We start from the raw sequence: 15,013 nt of genomic DNA, 5'->3' as shown, positions 1-15,013 counted from the left end.
AAAAAGTTGTTGACAAAGCACGAGGATAGCTTTATACTCTGTACTTGCAATAAGCAATGAGTGTGTGTAGCTCAGCTGGATAGAGCACTTGGCTACGGACCAAGGTGTCGGGGGTTCGAATCCTCTCACGCACGTATAACCCTCAAGCCCGTGTGGACTTGAGGGTTTTTGCGTTGTAAGACAGAATGTTCAAAGGCAAAGGCGGAAAACCATGAAAAAGCTTTTTTGGGGGGCAATGTATGTCCTGGCGGCCGTGATGGTTGCCCTGACGATTTATCTCTATGTGGTGCCGGAGGGCGAGATTATTCTCGGGGATGACAAGCTTGAGCAGAGCGCCGAGCAGCGTCCGGTGCCGGTGGTCAAAGTGGGCGGTGTCGAAGTGGAAGTCGGTGAGACTAAGCTCTCCGCGCTCCTTGACGCAGGCTTTCGGTTAATGTATGAGGACAGCGACGGCAACTTTGTGCCGCTTCAGTCGGATGTGGCGGCGGATGCGGCCATGCAGTACAGTCTGGTGCTGGTCAAGGACAACAGCTATGTCGCGAGCATTAAGTACAGCAATGCAAACGCCTACAGCATTCCCCTCCCGTCCTGCACCGTTGACGCGCTGACCTTTAACACCGAGGCTGAGGGGTACGGCAAGACCGAAGTGGAGCTCTCGGGCGTTGATATGACCAACGGTCTCGAGATGGGCGAAGTGCCGGACAAGTTTAAGGACTACACGAAGGCGAGCGGCGACACGGAAGAGTACAGTAAGACTGTGCTGACCGATCAGCAGTTTGTGGTTGCCTATATCCGCGCCTCCGATCTGCAGAGTGGCAAGGTCGGCGAATTCGGCGTTGTGAATTATCAGCCGGGCGATGAAGGCACCGGCGGCGGCAAGAGCGCAGATGCCGCAACGGAAAAGACAGCAGAGAGCATGGATGCGGCTGCGGAGACGACAGGCAGTGAGACCACGGCGGAGGAGAGCAATGGCAATCATTGAGACGAAAGAGCTCGAGTTTGACTATGTCACCCGCGACGAGGAGGCAAAGGTCACGGAAGTGGACCGCGCAATCGACGGCGTGAGCCTTCAAATCGAGGCGGGGAGTTTCGTCGCGATTCTCGGACACAACGGCTCCGGCAAATCCACCCTGGCGAAGACACTGAACGGCATCCTCCTGCCGAGCGGCGGCACGGTGCTGATTTCGGGTATGAATACCGCGGACGATGCAAAACTTCTCGACATTCGCCGCGAAGTCGGCATGGTCTTCCAGAATCCGGACAACCAGATTATCGCGAATCTCGTCGAGGACGATGTGGGCTTCGGCCCCGAAAATCTCGGTGTGCCGACCGAAGAAATCTGGCAGAGGGTGGATGCCGCACTGAAGGCTGTCGGCATGACTGCCTTCCGGCTGAAGTCACCGAATCATCTCTCGGGCGGACAGAAACAGCGTGTCGCGATTGCGGGCGTCATGGCGATGCACCCGAAATGCATAGTCCTCGATGAGCCGACCGCGATGCTGGATCCGAATGGCAGGAAAGAAGTGATACGGACAGTCACGGAGCTCAACCGCAGCGAGGGCGTCACGGTCGTGCTGATTACCCACTATATGGAGGAAGTAATCGGGGCGGATCGCCTGGTTGTGATGGACGACGGAAAAGTTATCATGGACGGAACGCCGCGGGAAGTCTTTGCCCGGGTGGAAGAATTGAAGCGCCTGCGCCTCGATGTACCGCAGGCAACCGAACTCGCATATGAGTTGAAACAGCGCGGCGTAAGTTTACCGGACAGTGTCCTCACGATGGAGGAACTCGCGGAAGCTATACTGCCGCTTTGGAAGGAGAACTAAGCTTTGGGAATCCGCGCAGAACACCTGAGCTATACCTACGGAGGAGGGACTGCCTTTGCGCAGCCGGCACTCCGCGATGTGAGCTTTGATATTCCGGATGGTCAGTTTGTGGGGCTCATCGGACACACCGGCTCCGGGAAATCCACACTGATCCAGCATCTGAACGGTCTGATTCGCGCGACGGAGGGCAAGCTCTTTGTCGACGGCGAGAATATTTACGAGAAGGGGTACAACATGCGCGCGCTCCGCACCAAGGTGGGGCTCGTGTTTCAGTACCCGGAGCATCAGCTCTTTGAGATCGATGTGTTTCAGGATGTATGCTTCGGTCCGAAGAACATGGGACTCTCGAAGGACGAAATCGAGCAGCGCGCAAGAGAGGCGCTCGGGATGGTCGGGCTTCCGGAGAGCTTTTACAAGAAGTCTCCGTTTGAACTCTCGGGTGGCCAGAAGCGCCGCGTCGCGATTGCGGGCGTACTCGCGATGAGACCGAAGGTGCTTGTGCTGGATGAGCCGACCGCGGGCCTCGATCCGCGCGGCCGCGATGAGATTCTGGACCGCGTGAAGGAACTGAATCACAGCTGGGGTCTCACGGTCATTCTCGTGTCTCACAGCATGGAGGATGTCGCCAAGTATGCGGACCGCCTGCTCGTGATGAGCGACGGGGAAAAGCGCTTTGACGGGACACCGAAGGAAGTCTTTAAGCACTACGCGGAACTGGAGGCACTCGGTCTCTCGGCGCCGCAGGTCACCTATCTCGTGCAAAAACTCCGCAAGGCGGGAATGCCGCTCAGCGATGAGATTACGACAGTCGCCGAAGCGCGGGATGCGCTCCTTCCGCTTCTGAAAGGAGGTGCGCCGTGCTGAAAGATGTGACGCTCGGCCAGTACTATCCGGTCGACTCCGTACTGCACCGCCTGGATCCGAGAACCAAACTCGCGGGAACCCTGATTTACATTGTGGCCCTGTTTTGTTGCGACAACTGGCAGAGCTATGCGCTCGCAACGGCCTTTCTCGCGGTCAGCATAGGCCTGTCCCGCGTGCCGCTCTCCTATATGTTGCGGGGCTTAAAGGGCATTCTCTTTATTCTGTTAATCAGTGTCAGCTTTAACCTTTTTTTAACGGACGGCAAGGTGCTCTGGCAGTGGAAGTTCATTAAAATCACGGAAGAGGGGCTGGTGCTCGCCGGGTTCATGGCATTACGGCTTGTCTACCTCGTCGTCGGTTCCACGATCATGACTCTGACCACGACGCCGAATGCGCTGACCCAGGGCATGGAAAAGGGACTTGGCTTTCTGAAGGTGTTCCGCGTCCCGGTACATGAGATCGCAATGATGATGAGCATAGCGCTCCGCTTCATTCCGATTCTCATGGAAGAGACCGATAAAATCATGAAAGCGCAGATGGCGCGGGGCGCGGATTTTGAGAGCGGCAACATCATTCAGAAGGCGCGTGCCATGGTGCCGCTCCTCGTGCCGCTCTTTGTCTCGGCTTTTCGCCGCGCGACCGATCTCGCGATGGCCATGGAGGCGCGCTGCTACCACGGCGGCGAGGGCAGAACCCAGATGAAGCCGTTGCACTATCGCGGCGCGGACCGGATTGCCTATGCGATTCAGTTTCTCTTTCTGGCCGCGGTGATTGCCTGCCGCCTTCTGTTCTGAGGAGCTCCATGAGAAGAATTCGTTTGATCGTGAGTTACGACGGAACAGCCTACTTCGGCTCCCAGATGCAGCCGGAGGCTGTCACCGTCGAACAAAAACTCACCGAAGCCGTGCAGGGACTCACAAGAGCCCCTGCACAACTTATCTTGGCGAGTCGCACGGATACGGGCGTTCACGCGCTCGGCAATGTCGCTGTGTTCGACACTGAGTTCCCGATGTCGGCCGAGCGCTTTGCGACCGCGCTGAATGCCTACCTGCCGCCGGACATCCGGATTCAGGCGGCCGATGAAGTTGCTTTAAACTGGCATCCGCGGAAACAGCACTGCGAAAAGACCTACGAGTACCGCATCTGGAACGGGCGCATCATGAACCCGCTGCTTCGAAACAGCGCGGCACACTGCTATGTGCCACTGAACCTGGCTGCCATGCGCGCGGCGCTGCCTTCTCTCCTCGGCGAGCATGACTTTGTGGCTTTTTGCGCGAGCGGTTCGGCGGCGTCGCACACCGTGCGGCGCATATTCCGCGCGGAACTCACGGCAGAGTGCGAGGAGAGCGGCAGCTTTGCGGGACTCATTACGTTCCGCATCACGGGAAGCGGTTTTCTCTACCACATGGTGCGGATTCTGGCCGGAACACTCCTCGAAATCGGGAGCGGCAAAAAGGATGCGGCGGCATTCCGGAAAGCGCTGCGAAGCCGCGCGCGCCGCGATACCGGCCCCGTGGCTCCGGCGGCGGGGCTCATCCTGCGGGAAATCCGCTATCTGCCTGTTCCGGACCGCTATGTCGCGGACAATGAAGACTGGCGCTACGAACTCTCGCAGGAGAATCTCGCTTCGACCGAGGTAAGCCGCCTCACGGTAGAACACTGTCGCCCGGACGACTATGCGGGACTCATGACCCGGCTGCTCCACGAGAGTCACCGGGACGGGGCGCGCTGCATTCTGCTCCGTGATTCGGAGGACAGCACTCGCCTTGTGATAGGGCAGCGCTACGGTTTTTACGAGATACGGGAAAATACGAATCCGGAGAACAGGAACAGTTTCCCCTACCTTGCAACAGAGGCGGAGAGCGGTGCGACATAAGCGCAAAGAAAGCCGAATTGCACCCGCAACGGAACAATAAAAAATGCCTCGCAGCGTTGACAAAACAAGGACAGGTACCTATAATATAAAGCTGTGACGCCTAGGCTAAGCTTTTACCAAGCCCCGGAGAAGTAGGCTGTGGCACTTCACGTATAATCAGGTCAGGAGACACGGATCTTTGCTCCCGTGTCCTACTAGGAGGATAATCATGAAGAGTTTTATGGCGAATCCGGATACCGTTGAGAGAAAATGGTATGTGGTCGATGCGGATGGAGCCACCCTCGGACGTCTTGCTTCGGAGGTTGCTGCTGTGCTGAGAGGCAAGAACAAGCCGATCTTTACCCCGCATGTTGACTGCGGCGACTATGTCATTGTCATTAACGCAGATAAGATTGCGGTCACTGGCAAGAAGCTGGATCAGAAGGTTTACTATTCCCACTCCCTCTATGTCGGCGGCATGAAGGAGACCACGCTTCGCGAGCTCAAGGCGAAGAAGCCGGAAAAGGTGATTGAGAACGCAGTGAAGGGCATGCTCCCGAAGGGACCGCTCGGCGCGCAGATGTACAAGAAGCTGCATGTCTATGCAGGAGAGAATCACAACCACCAGGCACAGAAGCCGGAAGTTCTGACCATCAAAGGCTGAGAGGAGCGTGTAGAAAATGGCAAGTGAGAGATATTACGGAACCGGAAGAAGAAAAACTTCTGTTGCCAGAGTCTATCTGGTGCCGGGAACTGGTAAGATTACGATCAACAAGAGAGACATTGAGGACTATCTTGGCCTTGAGGTTTTGAGAATGACGGTTCGTCAGCCGCTTGTTGCGACTGAGACCAGCGAGAAGTTTGATGTCTGCGTCAATGTCATCGGCGGCGGTATGGCCGGACAGGCAGGCGCTATCCGTCACGGCATCTCGAGAGCACTGCTTGAGGCAGATCAGGACTATCGTCCGGTGCTGAAGAAGGCAGGCTTCCTCACGAGAGACCCGAGAATGAAGGAGAGAAAGAAGTACGGCTTGAAGGCAGCTCGCCGTGCACCGCAGTTCAGCAAGCGATAATCTACAGCTTAATAATGCTAAAAAAGCCCGGAAATACGCCATTTTCCGGGCTTTTTCTATGCCTAAAATCACCTGATTCCGATGGTAAAATTTGAGGAAATTTGACTTCAAATTAGCCCATTTTGATGGGTTTACCATGGGTTTACGGCCTATTTTTGAGCCTAATGGGTGGGAAAATGGGTTTACAGAAGGCCATTTTGGAGGGGAAATTAGCCCCATATCCTTGACAGATTTTTGGTAAAAATCTGGCTGAAATGAAATGAAAAACAGAGTCAGGATCGTTTGGCGAGTTCTGACGAATTCTGCAAAAAAATAATATCAGGTATCCTGTTACATAGAGCCTTGGCTCATTCTTTGAAAACGAGAATGGGTCGAGGCTCTATTTTTTTTCGCCCGAAATCCGGCGAGACAAATTTGAGTAGGAGGTAACAGGTATGACGGATTTCAATCAGATGACCCATGACATCGATGTGGGCAGTCATGGCGGACAGTCGAGGCAGATGACGGAGGTGTTCGAGAACCAGGAGTTTGGTTCGATCCGCGTGTTGCAGGAGGCGGGCAAGACATTCTTCTGTGCAAGTGACGTGGCGAAAGCGTTGGGGTATGTAAATCCCTACGCCGCAGTGAAACGCCATTGCAGAGGCCCCCTAACGAAACGCGAGGGGGTCGTTCAGAAGGTGAATCAGTATGGGGATGCTGGAGAGCAGGTCGTTGAAATCGCCTTTATCACAGAAGGCGATGTTTACCGGCTGATCGTTCACAGCAAGCTGCCATCGGCAGAACGATTTGAACACTGGGTGTTTGATGAAGTTCTCCCGTCCATCCGAAAGCATGGTGTGTATATGAGCGATTCCATTTTGGATCAGGTGATTCAGCATCCGGAGGTCATCTACACCCTGGCACAGGAGCTTGTAGCCGAGAGGGAGCAGTTTGAGGGTATCCGCAAACAGCTGGATGCGGCACAGCCCAAGGCAGACTACTTCGATACCTTTGTGAACTCGGAGGATTGTACCTGCATCCGGAATTTCTGTAAGGAAATCGGAATCCCGGAGAAGACGGCAGTGGCTCTCTTACTGGATCATCGCTATCTGTACCGCAGTCCGAGTGGCTGGCTGATGCCTTTTGCAGACAAATCTGCAAGGGGCTATTTTATTGTCCGGGATTGCTACGGCAGAAGCGGAAAACTGGTGCAGCAGACGAGAGTGACCTGCAAGGGAAAGAATCATCTCTTCAAGTTGTTTAAGAAATGGGGTGTGATCGAATGACGCTTTTTACAGAGGGACGCCTTCAGGCGTTTGAACGCATGATGCAGGATACCGGCAAATACCATCGCCGGGAGGACAGCGAAGATCGTCCGCGCAAATGTCCGAAGAAAAAAGCGGAGCCTGCGAAAAAGGATGGTGAGCACCATGCCGGTATTCAGGGTTGAGAAGAACAGCAATTACACAACGATGTGCAATTACCACCTGCGGGATCATGGTCTCAGCCTGAAAGGGAAAGGACTTCTTTCCATGCTGCTCAGTTTGCCTGACACATGGAACTATTCGGTACGGGGATTATCTTCGATTACGCCGGACGGCGTAGATGGAGTGCTTACGGCTTTGAAGGAGCTGGAGCGTCTTGGGTATCTGGAAAGGAACCAGCAGCGTGAGAGTAACGGTCGGATGGGCAGAGCGGAGTATGTGATTTATGAGATGCCAAGGAAAAAGCCGTGGGAATCACCGTGTACGGAAAAGCCGTATACGGTAAATCCGGATACGGACACACCGGTTACGGAAAATCCTGCGCAATTAAGTACTAATAGAACAAGTACTGAAACAATCAATAAAAGAGAGAAGAAGGAAATCCAGCATCGCTATGGCTCATACGGAAATGTTCTTCTCTCTGACACAGAATACGGCAAGCTCCGGCAGGAGTTCCCAGGAGATTATCAGATGCGGGTGGAACGGCTCTCTGAGTATATGGCCTCCACCGGCAGGAGCCACAAAAACCACCTTGCAACAATCCGGAGCTGGGCAAAGAGAGAAAAGCCGAAGTATAACCCGGCAGACTACACATTTGAGGAAGGAGACAGCCTATGAGCGACATGGTGCCTGAAGTTTTGAATGCGGCGTTGGATTCGCTCTTTACGCCGAAAGAACCCGGAGAGCAGGAATACCAGGGCGAGGACGGACTGCTGTATTGCCGGAAATGCCACACGCCGGTGCAGTGCAGGGTAAAGCTCTGGGGCAGAGACAAGATTGTTCCCTGCCTTTGCAGATGCCAGCAGGAAGCGATGGCGGAAAAGAAACGCCAGGATGAGCTGCTGGAGCGGCAGCGTAAAATCAGGAAGCTGAAAGCAACGGGGATTCAGGAAAAGCATCTTCTGGAATGGAATTTTGCCGTTGCAGAAGACAACAAGGATATCCAAATGGCAAAACGCTATGTGGAGCAGTGGAAAAAGGTCAAGACTGAAAACCTTGGCCTTTTGTTATGGGGAGATGTCGGAACTGGAAAGTCCTTTGTGGCGGCATGTATAGCAAATGCGCTGCTGGATCAGGGCATTCCGGTTTTGATGACGAACTTCTCCAAAATCCTGAACCAGATGGGTGCCATGTATTCGGAAGAACGATACCGGTATATCGCTTCGTTTTCCAATTATTCTTTGCTAATTCTGGATGATCTGGGGATTGAGCGCAGCACCGAATATGCGTTGGAGCAGGTCTACGCCGTTATTGATGAGCGGTACAAGTCCGGGCTTCCGGTCATTATCACAACCAATCTGAAGATTGCGGAAATCCGCAATCCGCAGGATGTGGCATACGCCCGGATTTACAGCAGGATTCTGGAAATGTGTACGCCGGTGCGAATCAGCGGAGAGGACCGCAGAAAGAGCATTGGAAAAGAAAAACAGCAGGTCGTTAAGGAGGTACTTGATCTATGAAGTGCAAGGCAAAAAAGGCGTTTTTCGCAGGTAGAAATGACATCTATCACCACTGGAAGGAGGTTAAGAAGCTGAATGGCAAAAGCAAAAACCAGTATTATAACAGAAAACCGCAGTGGCTCAGCTGCCGACGCTGCGGCTAAGGAGCAGCGGACGGAGATGCCGCTTTCTGACCTGCATCCCTTTGAAGGACATCCCTTTAAGGTGCTGGACGATGAGCTGATGGAACAGACTGTGGAGAGCATCAAGCAGATCGGTGTGGTATCACCACTGATTGTTCGACCTGACCCGGAAGGCGGATTTGAAATTCTTTCAGGACACCGCAGACTTCATGCGGCGCAGCTGGCAGGTTTGGAGACTGTGCCGGTCATCGTCAAGGAAATGGACGATGATGCAGCAATCATCTTTATGGTGGACAGCAACTTGCAGCGGGAGAATATTCTTCCCAGCGAGAGAGCGTTTTCCTACAAGATGAAGTTGGAGGCGATGAAACATCAGGGTCAGAGAAAAGATTTGACTTCGGAGCAATTTGCACCGAAGTTGTCTACGGAGATTATTGGTGAAGCTGTTGGAATGAGTAAGGATACGGTTAAACGCTATATCCGCCTTACCAACCTGATTCCTGAAATTTTGGATATGGTGGATGAGAAGAAAATCGCCTTTAATCCGGCGGTGGAGTTGTCTTACCTGAAACCGTCTGAACAGAAGAAATTTCTGGAGGCAATGGACTATGCACAGGCATCTCCATCCCTGTCGCAGGCACAGCGGCTGAAGAAGCTCTCACAGGAGGGTGGCTGCACGTTGGATGCCATGTGTGAAGTGATGAATGAAATCAAAAAGGATGAGCTTGACCATGTGACGATTAAAAACGAGGTTCTTCGGAAGTATTTCCCGAAATCCTATACGCCGAAGCAGATGCAGGACACGATTATCCGGCTGCTGGAAAAATGGCAGCGAAGTAAACAACGAGATATGGAACGATGAGAAGGAGATTTTTATGATGATGAACTTTAAGAAGAATCAGAACAACGCAGTGTGCAGCATGGATTGCAAGAACTGCCCGCACGGTGCATCGCAGCCCAATCCGATGGATGATCCCATGTTTGAGAAGTCCATTGCGATGCTTCATAACTGGCTGATGCTGGAGGCAATCCGTGAAGATCACCCGAAGGAGCGCATTGTGATGGTGATCCTGCCGGGGGCTGGCGGTGAACTCCTGACCGAGGATGGCAGTCGAGACATCTTTGAGGATGTTTACGATGAGATGGAGGCTGATCTGGTGGCAGATGGGGAGCTGCTTCTCCATTATGATAAGAGCGATGTGATCGAGACAGACAGAACCCGCTATCTGCTGGGAGCTGCGGAAGTTTCGGAAATCGACCAGAACGGCAACGAATGCAGCATCAATCTGTTTACGCTGGAACGCACCATCGACTATGTGAACGAAAACCTGACGGTGGTTTCCATTGGCGGCGAGTCGGTTCCGGCACTGCGCCTGATCTAAGGAGGAGCCTATGAAGAAATTTGCACAAATGCATTGACGCTTATCGATGTATTTGCTATACTACTCACATAGATAAATATCAATGTGAGGTGTTTTCATGAACGCTATAGATGTGGCTTTGATCTGCAAGGCTTTGGGGGATGCGAACCGGCTGGAAATTGTGAAGATGCTGTCGGATGGAGAAAAGTGCGGCTGCAAGCTGTTGGAACGGTTTGAAATTACGCAGCCGACGCTTTCGCACCACATGAAGATTTTGGTGGAATGTGGACTGGTGAACGCCCGCAAGGAAGGAAAGTGGCAGCACTACTCTCTGAACTGCGAAACCCTGACCCAGTTCAAAGAATTTATCGAAGGACTGACCTGCTATGGCTGCGGCTCTAATAAGGAAGGTGGGTGCTGCTCCTGATGGGCAAGTTTATCACCAATCAGATCCTCGGCATGAAGTGGCTGAATACGCTGATTGGAAATCTACTCGGCACATTGGGACTGGACGCGACAAGCCGAATCGGTGGGAGCATCCAGTTCTTCCTCTATGATGTGATTAAGATCACCGTGCTGCTCTGTGTGCTGATTTATCTGATCTCCTACATTCAGAGTTATTTTCCGCCGGAACGCAGTAAGAAAATTATGGGGCGGTTTCACGGTATATGGGCAAACTGCATCGCAGCTCTGCTCGGCACGGTAACACCGTTCTGCTCCTGCTCGTCCATTCCACTGTTTATCGGATTTACCAGTGCCGGACTGCCGCTGGGTGTGACCTTCTCGTTCCTGATTTCATCGCCTATGGTGGACTTGGGGAGTCTTGTTCTTCTGATGAGTATTTTCGGGGCAAAGGTTGCGATTCTCTATGTGGTGCTGGGGCTTGTGATTGCTGTGGCTGGCGGTACGTTGATTGAAAAGCTGCACATGGAAAATCAGGTGGAGGAATTTATCCGCAGGGCATCTGCCGTGGACATTGCCTCCCCAACACTGACGCAGAAGGAACGGCTGGTTTATGCCAAGGATCAGGTGGCGGAAACCTTCAAGAAGGTCTTTCCGTATATTCTCATCGGCGTAGGCATCGGGGCTGTCATTCACAACTGGATTCCCGAAAGCTGGGTTGTGGCGGTTCTCGGCAGCCATAACCCCTTCGGCGTAATATTAGCAACCATCATCGGCATTCCCATGTATGCCGATATTTTCGGCACGATTCCCATTGCTGAGGCTTTGCTTGGAAAAGGCGCACAGCTTGGTACGGTGCTTGCCTTTATGATGGGGGTTACCACGCTGTCTTTGCCGTCAATGATTATGTTGCGCAAGGCAGTCAAGCCAAAGCTGCTGGGTGTTTTTATCGCCATCTGCGCTGCGGGCATTATCGTTGTAGGCTATTTATTCAACCTGTTTCAGGGCATTATCTTATAATTTGGAGGGACTATCATGTCAATTTTCGGATTTGGAAAGAAAAAAGAAGAGCAAAAGCAGTCTTACTGCTGCGGAGGCAACTGTACGTCGGAAACCATCCAGGCGGCAGAAGCTGAAAAGAAGGAATCCGGCATTAAAATTCTCGGTGGAGGTTGTGCCAAGTGCAACGCACTGGAAGTGGAAACCGAAGAAGCACTGCGGGAACTCGGCATGGATGCTACCATCGACCATGTGCGGGACTTTGAAAAAATCGCCGCCTATAGAGTGATGACAACACCTGCGCTGGTGGTAGATGGTCAGGTGGTGTCCTATGGCAAGGTGCTGAAAAAGGATGAAGTCATTTCTATTTTGAAGAAGGTAAGAGCATGAACGAACATAACACATCTCCCATTGGATTTTTTCAGAAATATCTGACTGTATGGGTCATTCTCTGTATGGCGGTTGGAATCTGCATCGGCAAGTTCCTGCCGCAGATTCCGGAGTTTCTGAATCGGTTCGAGTATGCACGGGTGTTGATTCCCATGGCGATCCTCATCTGGGTGATGATCTATCCCATGATGATGAAGGTAGACTTCCGAAGCATCAAAAATGTGGGCAAGAACCCCAAGGGCTGTTCGTCACTTGGATCGTCAACTGGCTCATCAAGCCTTTTACCATGTACGGCATGGCAAGTCTGTTTTTCTTCGTGGTGTTCAAGGCGTTCATCACACCGGAGCTTGCTACCGAATATCTTGCCGGTGCAGTACTGTTGGGTGCTGTGCCCTGCACGGCAATGGTCTTTGAGTGGAGCGCACTGACCAAGGGAGATCCGGCATACACGGTGGTGCAGGTGGCGACCAATGACCTCATTATCCCTGTGGCATTCGTCCCCATTGTGAAGTTCCTACTGGGCGTTTCGAATGTGTTTGTGCCGTGGGATACACTGATATTGTCCGTGGTGCTGTTCGTCGTTATTCCCCTTGCGGGTGGTATGCTGACGCGATATTTTGTGACCCAGAAAAAGGGCGCAGAGTATTTCGAAAACGCCTTTGTCAAAAAGTTTGACGGCATTACAACCATTGGACTTCTGCTGACGCTTGTACTGATTTTCGCTTTCCAAGGGCAGGTTATTTTGGAAAATCCCCTACACATCGTGTTGATTGCCATACCGTTGGTTTTGCAGACTTTTTTGATTTTCAGCATTGCCTATGGTGTCTGCTGGCTGCTTAAGCTGCCACACCGCATTGCCGCACCTGCCGGAATGATTGGTGCATCCAACTTCTTTGAATTGGCGGTTGCGGTATCTGTCGCTCTATTCGGAACGACTTCTCCTGCCGCACTTGCCACAACGGTTGGTGTATTGACCGAAGTGCCTGTGATGCTTTTCCTCGTAAAAATCGCAAACAAAACGAAAGGCAGGTTTCCCGCATGACCAAACCAAAAGTTGCATTTATCTGTGTCCATAACTCCTGCCGCAGCCAGATTGCGGAGGCATTGGGCAAAGCGCTGGCGTCCGACGTGTTTGAAAGCTATTCTGCCGGAACGGAAACCAAGCCGCAAATCAATCAGGATGCCGTGCGGTTGATGAAGAAGCTTTATGGCATCGACATGGAGCAGACGCAGTATTCTAAGATGATTTCTGCGATTCCTGAACCGGATTTTGCAATCTCGATGGGATGCAATGTAGAATGCCCTTTTATTGGTAGACCATTTGATGATAACTGGGGATTGGAAGACCCGACTGGAAAAGATGATGCTGCGTTTAAGGATGTGATTATGCAGATCCATCAAAATATCATAGCATTGAAAAATCGCCTTCAAACTATATAAATTTGCTTGTCAAGAGGGCTGGCACCGTCCAGCCCTCTCTCTTTTTGCAAAAGTTTCCCTCAATTTTTCTTGCAAGCTGCCGAAAATGACACGCTTTCAAAACTTTTTGCTGACACAGCTCGATTTTTGTGGTAATCTATCCCAACAATTGAATATAACATATTTTTACATATTTGTTCCGGCCCTGCGGGGCTGAACATCTTGGCTTTCAGCCGTTACATAACCGACTAGCATGACCTTCCAGAAAAAGCGAAGGCAGGGGTGGTCTGTTTTGTGACGGCTTTTTTGTTGCCGTTTTGCCCGTTGCACCTTGAAAACCGCATGACCGTCTGCATGGGATACCAGGCGATGACCCTGAGAAGGAGAGCCGGAAAACGCCGCCGGAAGGGGGCAGGAAAGCCATGCAGGGAGAATGGCAGGACGTTGATTTCCCAGTTGCGGAGAAAAACGATGTGCTCAAAATGAGCACATCGTTTTCCGTAACGCCGATGAAAGGATGGAATGCCTAACTGCTGACGGCGTAGAATCTTGGTGGCTAACTTGGTGGATATCTTGATGGGTGTCATCCTCTAAGTTATCATGGGTTGCATCATAGGACTTATCATTGGCTGTGCCTGTCTTATGTTGCTGATGGAACATCCGCGTCGGTTATCCACAGATATTGATATTATTGCCGAGCCAGGGACAGATTTGGATAAGTATTTGGATCGTGCATCGGAGATTTTTCCTTTTAAGGATGTTGAGGAACAGAAGCGGATTGGAAAGAACAATATCGAAAAAAGGCATTTTAAGTTCACCTATGATTCACCGATCAATAACAGGCCATTCTACATTCTTTTGGATGTTTTGTTTGAACACAATCATTATTCGGAGTTGGTTCAAAAAGAAATTCAGAATGATCTTCTCTTGACAGAACCGGAATACCTTACTGTTTCCCTACCGTCAGCAAACTGTATGAAGCTGTAAGGATTCAGCTTGGATATTACATTCCGGAACAAGCAGAGATAATGTGGAACGTCATGCAGATGGAAGTGTGACAAGAAAGCCAAAACGGTATACTGGGAAAAAAGATTAAGAAAAGAATAAAGAGCTGGTTTTAATTGTAAAATTTATGGGGAACTAACATCAGCTTATTGACATGAATTTAAAAATAAGTATAATAATAGTTGAGCAATTGTTCAACTATTATTATTTGGAGGTGAATATATGCCAAAAACGTCTTATATTTGTAATTGCGATGTAATTCATGAGGATATTGTGAATGATGTGAAATCCAAGATGCAGCCAAAAGATGATTATATCCAGTTGGCTTCTTTGTTTAAGCTATTTGGAGATGGAACTAGAGTACAAATCTTACACGCTCTAGAACAGAGTGAGATGTGTGTATGTGATCTTGCAGTGCTACTGGGGGTAACAAAATCTGCAATTTCGCATCAGTTAAAGGCATTACGCCTTGCGAATCTGGTAAAATTCCGTAAAGAAGCACAGATAGTTTACTACTCGCTGGCAGATGATCATGTGAAAGAGATTATTGACAAGGGATTTGAGCATCTTTGGCAGAAATAATATTTTTTAACATTATAGTTGAGTAATTGAACAATTAAACAAATTATAAGGAGATTATCATGAAACGCATATTTCTATTAAAAGGGTTGGACTGTCCAAATTGTTCCGCAAAAATTGAAAAAGAAGTCGGAGAGTTGGATGGAGTGCAATCCTCAGTGGTAAATCTGATGAAGCAGACGCTTACAATCA

General features: G+C 51.1%; 21 protein-coding genes and 1 tRNA gene. All 22 read left to right on the top strand.

All coding sequences use genetic code 11. From position 1 onward, the window contains the following. The first annotated feature begins 60 nt into the window (after window positions 1-60). Window positions 61-134, top strand: a tRNA-Arg gene (locus HMPREF9623_RS02300). Window positions 135-211: 77 nt separating this feature from the next. Next, the gene (locus tag HMPREF9623_RS02295) at window positions 212-982 is read left to right on the top strand and encodes a hypothetical protein (protein ID WP_009532284.1); all 771 of its coding nucleotides are present in this window, start codon (window positions 212-214) and stop codon (window positions 980-982) included. Continuing rightward, window positions 969-1,829, top strand: coding sequence for an energy-coupling factor transporter ATPase (locus tag HMPREF9623_RS02290; protein ID WP_009532283.1), 861 nt, complete (start codon window positions 969-971; stop codon window positions 1,827-1,829). The genes HMPREF9623_RS02295 and HMPREF9623_RS02290 overlap by 14 nt, the downstream gene beginning before the upstream one ends. A 3-nt stretch (window positions 1,830-1,832) precedes the next feature. Then, entirely contained in the window at window positions 1,833-2,693 is an 861-nt protein-coding gene (locus HMPREF9623_RS02285; protein ID WP_009532282.1) for an energy-coupling factor transporter ATPase, read from the top strand. After that, the gene (locus HMPREF9623_RS02280; RefSeq protein WP_009532281.1) at window positions 2,687-3,487 is read left to right on the top strand and encodes an energy-coupling factor transporter transmembrane component T family protein; all 801 of its coding nucleotides are present in this window, start codon (window positions 2,687-2,689) and stop codon (window positions 3,485-3,487) included. The genes HMPREF9623_RS02285 and HMPREF9623_RS02280 overlap by 7 nt, the downstream gene beginning before the upstream one ends. Window positions 3,488-3,495: 8 nt before the next feature. Beyond that, window positions 3,496-4,569, top strand: a complete 1,074-nt coding sequence (gene truA, locus HMPREF9623_RS02275; RefSeq protein ID WP_009532280.1) for a tRNA pseudouridine(38-40) synthase TruA — start codon at window positions 3,496-3,498, stop codon at window positions 4,567-4,569. 208 nt (window positions 4,570-4,777) lie between these two features. Then, on the top strand, window positions 4,778-5,212 hold the full coding sequence (gene rplM, locus HMPREF9623_RS02270) for a 50S ribosomal protein L13 (RefSeq protein ID WP_009532279.1): 435 nt from the start codon (window positions 4,778-4,780) through the stop codon (window positions 5,210-5,212). A gap of 16 nt (window positions 5,213-5,228) precedes the next feature. Then, on the top strand, window positions 5,229-5,621 hold the full coding sequence (gene rpsI / locus HMPREF9623_RS02265; RefSeq protein WP_009532278.1) for a 30S ribosomal protein S9: 393 nt from the start codon (window positions 5,229-5,231) through the stop codon (window positions 5,619-5,621). A 434-nt stretch (window positions 5,622-6,055) separates the two neighbouring features. Then, the gene (locus HMPREF9623_RS02260; RefSeq protein WP_009532277.1) at window positions 6,056-6,886 is read left to right on the top strand and encodes a phage antirepressor Ant; all 831 of its coding nucleotides are present in this window, start codon (window positions 6,056-6,058) and stop codon (window positions 6,884-6,886) included. After that, the gene (locus tag HMPREF9623_RS11615) at window positions 6,883-7,050 is read left to right on the top strand and encodes a hypothetical protein (protein WP_009532276.1); all 168 of its coding nucleotides are present in this window, start codon (window positions 6,883-6,885) and stop codon (window positions 7,048-7,050) included. Before HMPREF9623_RS02260 ends, HMPREF9623_RS11615 begins: the two co-directional genes overlap by 4 nt. Further along, window positions 7,031-7,702: a helix-turn-helix domain-containing protein gene (locus tag HMPREF9623_RS02255; RefSeq protein ID WP_009532275.1), complete on the top strand. Its 672-nt coding sequence runs from the start codon at window positions 7,031-7,033 to the stop codon at window positions 7,700-7,702. The genes HMPREF9623_RS11615 and HMPREF9623_RS02255 overlap by 20 nt, the downstream gene beginning before the upstream one ends. Next, entirely contained in the window at window positions 7,699-8,544 is an 846-nt protein-coding gene (locus tag HMPREF9623_RS02250; RefSeq protein WP_009532274.1) for an ATP-binding protein, read from the top strand. Before HMPREF9623_RS02255 ends, HMPREF9623_RS02250 begins: the two co-directional genes overlap by 4 nt. Before the next feature lie 75 nt (window positions 8,545-8,619). After that, window positions 8,620-9,528 carry a ParB/RepB/Spo0J family partition protein gene (locus HMPREF9623_RS02245; RefSeq protein WP_040799204.1) on the top strand — a complete coding sequence of 303 codons (909 nt, stop codon included), beginning with the start codon at window positions 8,620-8,622 and terminating at the stop codon, window positions 9,526-9,528. A 13-nt stretch (window positions 9,529-9,541) separates the two neighbouring features. Beyond that, window positions 9,542-10,048, top strand: a complete 507-nt coding sequence (locus tag HMPREF9623_RS02240) for a hypothetical protein (protein ID WP_009532271.1) — start codon at window positions 9,542-9,544, stop codon at window positions 10,046-10,048. 97 nt (window positions 10,049-10,145) lie between these two features. Then, window positions 10,146-10,454 (top strand): ArsR/SmtB family transcription factor, encoded by a 309-nt coding sequence (locus tag HMPREF9623_RS02235; protein WP_009532270.1) that lies wholly within the window; start codon window positions 10,146-10,148, stop codon window positions 10,452-10,454. After that, window positions 10,454-11,449 (top strand): permease, encoded by a 996-nt coding sequence (locus HMPREF9623_RS02230; RefSeq protein ID WP_009532269.1) that lies wholly within the window; start codon window positions 10,454-10,456, stop codon window positions 11,447-11,449. Before HMPREF9623_RS02235 ends, HMPREF9623_RS02230 begins: the two co-directional genes overlap by 1 nt. Before the next feature lie 15 nt (window positions 11,450-11,464). After that, window positions 11,465-11,818: a thioredoxin family protein gene (locus tag HMPREF9623_RS02225; protein ID WP_009532268.1), complete on the top strand. Its 354-nt coding sequence runs from the start codon at window positions 11,465-11,467 to the stop codon at window positions 11,816-11,818. A 49-nt stretch (window positions 11,819-11,867) separates the two neighbouring features. Continuing rightward, window positions 11,868-12,860: an ACR3 family arsenite efflux transporter gene (arsB, locus tag HMPREF9623_RS02220; protein ID WP_330362059.1), complete on the top strand. Its 993-nt coding sequence runs from the start codon at window positions 11,868-11,870 to the stop codon at window positions 12,858-12,860. Further along, a complete protein-coding gene (locus HMPREF9623_RS02215) occupies window positions 12,857-13,258 on the top strand; it encodes an arsenate reductase/protein-tyrosine-phosphatase family protein (protein WP_009532266.1) in 402 nt (133 codons plus the stop codon). The genes arsB and HMPREF9623_RS02215 overlap by 4 nt, the downstream gene beginning before the upstream one ends. A 579-nt stretch (window positions 13,259-13,837) precedes the next feature. Then, a complete protein-coding gene (locus tag HMPREF9623_RS02210; RefSeq protein ID WP_040799201.1) occupies window positions 13,838-14,224 on the top strand; it encodes a nucleotidyl transferase AbiEii/AbiGii toxin family protein in 387 nt (128 codons plus the stop codon). Between the two features lie 240 nt (window positions 14,225-14,464). After that, a complete protein-coding gene (locus HMPREF9623_RS02205) occupies window positions 14,465-14,824 on the top strand; it encodes an ArsR/SmtB family transcription factor (protein ID WP_005330964.1) in 360 nt (119 codons plus the stop codon). Between the two features lie 59 nt (window positions 14,825-14,883). Then, window positions 14,884-15,013 (top strand): heavy-metal-associated domain-containing protein (locus tag HMPREF9623_RS12230; RefSeq protein WP_009532264.1); only part of this gene is annotated, 130 nt, incomplete at its 3' end.

The organism is Stomatobaculum longum (assembly GCA_000242235.1).
In the GTDB taxonomy this organism is placed as follows: domain Bacteria; phylum Bacillota; class Clostridia; order Lachnospirales; family Lachnospiraceae; genus Moryella; species Moryella longum.
The sequence above is the reverse complement of the archived record's forward strand: the minus strand, read 5'-3'. Positions and strand labels throughout refer to the sequence as shown.